Genomic DNA, 251 nt, shown 5'->3' with positions numbered 1-251 from the left:
CGAGCGCGCGGCGCGCCAGCTTGGGGCGACGCGCAAGCCGTTTCCGTCCGCGTTGTGCCGATACCTCGGCATGAGCGCGCCGGCCACGCTGCGCCAGACGGAGCGGCCGCGCGCCGCGCGCGACTTCTCGGTCGGCGATCGCTACCTGTCGCTGATTCGTCAGCACCTCGCTGCGCATACGGTCGGCCGATGAAATCGCCGAAATCGTATCGTCGGCGCGTGATGGCGCGGCGGCCGGCCGCGGTGAGCAC

At 72.1% G+C, this 251-nt stretch carries 1 protein-coding gene; it reads left to right on the top strand.

Features of this window, described 5'->3' with window-relative positions; genetic code table 11:
* Positions 1-193: hypothetical protein (locus SB816_RS33655; protein WP_410548458.1), on the top strand; the 193-nt coding region annotated here is incomplete at its 5' end.
* Positions 194-251: the final 58 nt, after the last annotated feature.

The sequence above is a fragment of the Achromobacter sp. SIMBA_011 genome (genome assembly GCF_046535435.1).
GTDB lineage: Bacteria > Pseudomonadota > Gammaproteobacteria > Burkholderiales > Burkholderiaceae_B > Achromobacter > Achromobacter dolens.
This window is presented reverse-complemented; position numbering and strand designations above follow the sequence as displayed.